The following is a 3,909-nucleotide window of genomic DNA, read 5'->3' as shown; positions in this document are numbered from 1 at the left end:
GGGCAAAGACCACTTCCGTGAGTTTCTCAGCGAGACGTTTCTTCGGTTGAGTCAGCGACTTAGCTTTGCTGTTGACTGGATTGAGACCTTTCTTCCCGATATTCAGGTGTTACAGTGATCACTCACGCGGTATCCTTGCTCTCTTCGATCTCACAGCGATAACTGAACTGTATCAACACCTATGAAAATCCTGCGAGCGAATTTTCCACTTGATTGGTGATCATTGTTCGGGTGAGTGCAGCGCTCACCCGAACAAGGGGTGAGAACCGCTGGAAAGCGGTGACTTCGAGAAATGGAACACCCGACAGGCGGAGGACTTCTTGTTTGCGGTGCTGTTGCTGTTAGGAGCGCGAGCAGGTCGCGCCTGAGAGGCTGACCGCCTCTCAGGCGCTCACCCCCGGTGGATCATACATTTCCTTGCGTGTGAGCATGTAGAAGATCGAGACGAGCATTTTTCGCGCTGTTGCAACAATCGCTATCTGATGGTTCTTCCGTTCTTTCAGTCGTGTGTAGAAGTTTCCGAGATACTCATCACAGCGGACAGCTATACTCGCACACTGAACGAGGGCCCAGCGCAACGGCGCTGAGCCCTCTTTGCTGATCCCACCACGGAATTCTTTATCGCCAGATTGGTGAACAGTCGGATCAAGCCCAGCATAGCTTACGAGCTGTTTATCGCTATCGAAACGGTCAATCTCTCCGACTTCGGCAACGATCACGGCAGCTGTATATTGGCCAACTCCCGGAATCGTCAGCAGCCGCTGGGCTGCTGGCGATTCCAGAACCCGTTGTTCGATTATCTCTTGGAGCGCTTCGATCTGCTCGTCGTAGGCATCAATCACCGAAAGGTGTGCTTCGATGATTGTGCGATCAACGTTACTGAGCGAGAGTTCCGCGAGGAACTCTCGCCCAGACGGTCCGAATAATTCGCTGTCGTACGTATTGTCCGTTCGCGTAAGGACTGCTCTGACGCGGTTTTTCTCAGCAGTCCGGGCTTCGACAAGCGACTTGCGTGTCCGGACGAGATCCCGTAGTGTGCGGATCTCGTCCGGCGGAACGTAACTCTCAGCGAGCATATCCGCACGGAGCATATGCGCGAGTCTCTTCGCATCTACACGATCTGTCTTGATTGTTGCGTCGGCGATAATCCGGTTCTTGGATGGATTGACTAAGGTAACATCGAGATGCTCGTCGAGCATCTCGTAGACGGGCCGATAGATGCCAGACGCTTCAATCGCAGCCTCACTCCCAGCATACTGCTTAGCGAGTTCATCAAGGTGGTCGTTTGGCAGGCGAATCTCGTCGTGCAGGTTGCCGTCGCTATCGACGACGGCAACCTGCGAGTACCGTTTGTGGGTGTCAATTCCGAGGTACATGGAACGCCTCCGTTGGGGCTGGCTTGCGTGAATCAGAGAGACACCTATGCGTGCTCTGTGGCACAATTTTCTTCATCCTTTCACGACGCTTGGATCGGTCAATCTCACGTGTTTGATGCACCTGTTGATACGCGATCTCACTCGACCCCTGTTTGTTGATTCACGCGCTAGGGGCTTAGTAGCAGGATTTTCATAGAGTCAATCTCCTACAAAGAGCGTTCGACCTTTTTTCTTGTCAAATCAAGTTAGCACCTCGATTTCCTAAGTCTATGGTTTGTGGTGCGCAAATCCGGATTTTGATGGTTTACAATCTATTTTAACGAAAAAGCAAGATAATGCTGTAACAAGGTAGTGAATTTGGCTGAGTTTGAATCCTTCTCTCACCAAAATGGAAGACCGATATCGAAACAAGCGCTGTTACTTTCTTTGCTATAATTGGACTGTCTACTGCCACGAAAATCTTTATTTAGCGATATAGCGTCCAGATTGTCGGGCATAGATCCTCAACAGCGTGTTCAAAACATTGTTGTGGCTAAATTATAGTCGAAATCTACTACGCTAGGTCTGTCTGATTACTAAAATTGCAGCATAACTATTGTCCGCAGTGTCCTTCTTGCTTCATAAAGTCTAACTAAATGTCGCTGCTAGTTAGCTTGAAGCGGCTGAATTCGGGCATTGATACCACGAATTTCATCGCCTCGATCCTTCAAACTCTAATCTAAACAGCGCCACTACTGTCTCAACAATATATTAGCGCTCTTCCGTAGGAGATTGTTAATACAGCTCTTCATAGAGGGGTTGGAGCAGAAATAGACCATCCGATCGGCCAACAATTGGATGCTAGTCCCGCTCAGTTCACAACAGAATCGCAAAACAACTCTCCATCAACAATGTTCCACAAGAGGAATATACTAATAGCATTTGCAGGGCTTCGAAGAAATGGACGGTGTTACTTCTGTACTACTGTAAAGCAAAATGGATCTCGAGGAGTTTTTGTGATAGTGCCTCACTTGAACTAGTTTGAAATAGCACCATTCCCCATCTAGTTTGTAAATGACAAATCAGAAGTCGATTGTTGTTGCTCTGGTAGATATATTCACACTTATGACGTTAGCTACTTGCAGAACTTTTTCTGCATATTTATCAATCTTGGATTCATTGAGACGGCTAACTGGTCCAGAAATACTAACTGCGCCATAGACACGATCGTCGGTTTTGATTGGAGCCCCAATAGCACGTGTCCCTTGTATCTCCTCTTGATCGTTCAGTGCATACCCACGCTCTCGGATGGTTTCTAATTCAGAAAACAAGTCTTCCTTAGTGGTTATGGTGTTTTCATTTGCCTGGGGGAGACCATGACAATCAATAATCACTTCAACCCGTTCCCGGGGTAACCAAGCGAGCACCGCCTTTCCTGTCGAACTTAGATGAAGATAGTCCGGATATTCCAACTTTCTCTGTTCGTATTCTTCAGAAATAGCATTTTCTCCTTTACTTTTGTAGATATATATTCCACGACCGAATTCCTCGGCCATTAAATGTGCGTATTCCCCTGTTTTTTGGGCCAATCGCCTAGTTTCTTCCTTACCAGTAGTGTATAACAGCCGCTGGTTTCGAGCGTACATTCCTTGATTAAAGAATTGAAGACTGAGGCGGTACTCATCTCTTTGTTTCACCACATAATTTCTTTTTCGGAGAGTTGCAAGGTGGTTGTAGACGCCTCCCATAGACATATCTAGGTAATCAGCCACTTCACTTACCGTAGCCCCTTCAAGCTTTTGTAGCGCTTCAATCACATCACACGTGCGTTCGACCGTGGAAAGTGTCCGGACCTCATCTTGATTGACCATATAGGTTAGTCGAACTCCAGGTATATATTTGTAAGGTACAAATTCCTTTGAGAGCGTGATCAAGCCTATCGTGGCTTATCGATGAATGGGCATCGGCAAGCCACGACAGGTAGGACCCTACTACAGCAAACGGTTCAGGATCGAAGCAAGCTACTGTTTCTTTGAGTCAACATTAATCTCGACTACAGCGAAAGATCCAATGAGGCGGCTGTTGTGTGTCGTACTTAATCTACTAATTCGGCTCTGTTGAATCGCTGTAAGGCGGTGGATTTCACTGTTTGACGGGACGTTTGATGTTGTAGACGACCATTGGTCTTTAGTTAGGCCTCAGCAGCCGGTTTGATGGCGGTAGCGAGCTGTTCTTGGAGAACCGGGCGTTGTTTGTGGATCTTCTGTGCGTCGGCGATGAGGCGGTCAAGCAGTGGTGGCGGAGAATACCCGAGGTAGCCACTCAACCGGTAGAGAATGAGCTGGGCGTGCGACCGGAAGGTCGCCGCCCAGCGTTCCGGCGGAAACACGAGGTCATCATCTGCGTGTTCGATGACCAGGCTGAGCAACTCATAGGGATCAGCAGGCTAGTTCATATCTTCTGGACGCGTAGAGAGTCTCATGACGACGTGGGGCGGAAAGTTGGATGATGTTGATGAGGAGCAGTTGCGCCAGCAACTGCGCACGGAAACTGA

Annotated in this window: 2 protein-coding genes and 1 pseudogene; all 3 read right to left on the bottom strand. The window is 48.4% G+C overall.

What is annotated here, in order from left to right; all coding sequences use genetic code 11:
• Positions 1-383 precede the first annotated feature (383 nt).
• Positions 384-1,376 carry an IS110 family transposase gene (locus tag EA472_RS21700; RefSeq protein ID WP_124193533.1) on the bottom strand — a complete coding sequence of 331 codons (993 nt, stop codon included), beginning with the start codon at positions 1,374-1,376 and terminating at the stop codon, positions 384-386.
• A gap of 1,061 nt (positions 1,377-2,437) precedes the next feature.
• Positions 2,438-3,226 (bottom strand): IclR family transcriptional regulator, encoded by a 789-nt coding sequence (locus EA472_RS21695; RefSeq protein ID WP_124193532.1) that lies wholly within the window; start codon positions 3,224-3,226, stop codon positions 2,438-2,440.
• A 320-nt stretch (positions 3,227-3,546) separates the two neighbouring features.
• Positions 3,547-3,786 (bottom strand): annotated as a pseudogene (locus EA472_RS21690) (IS4 family transposase); the annotation flags it as partial.
• Between the last annotated feature and the right edge of the window lie 123 nt (positions 3,787-3,909).

The sequence above is a fragment of the Natrarchaeobius oligotrophus genome (assembly GCF_003841465.1).
Classification (GTDB): Archaea; Halobacteriota; Halobacteria; order Halobacteriales; family Natrialbaceae; genus Natrarchaeobius; species Natrarchaeobius oligotrophus.
The sequence above is the reverse complement of the archived record's forward strand: the minus strand, read 5'-3'. Positions and strand labels throughout refer to the sequence as shown.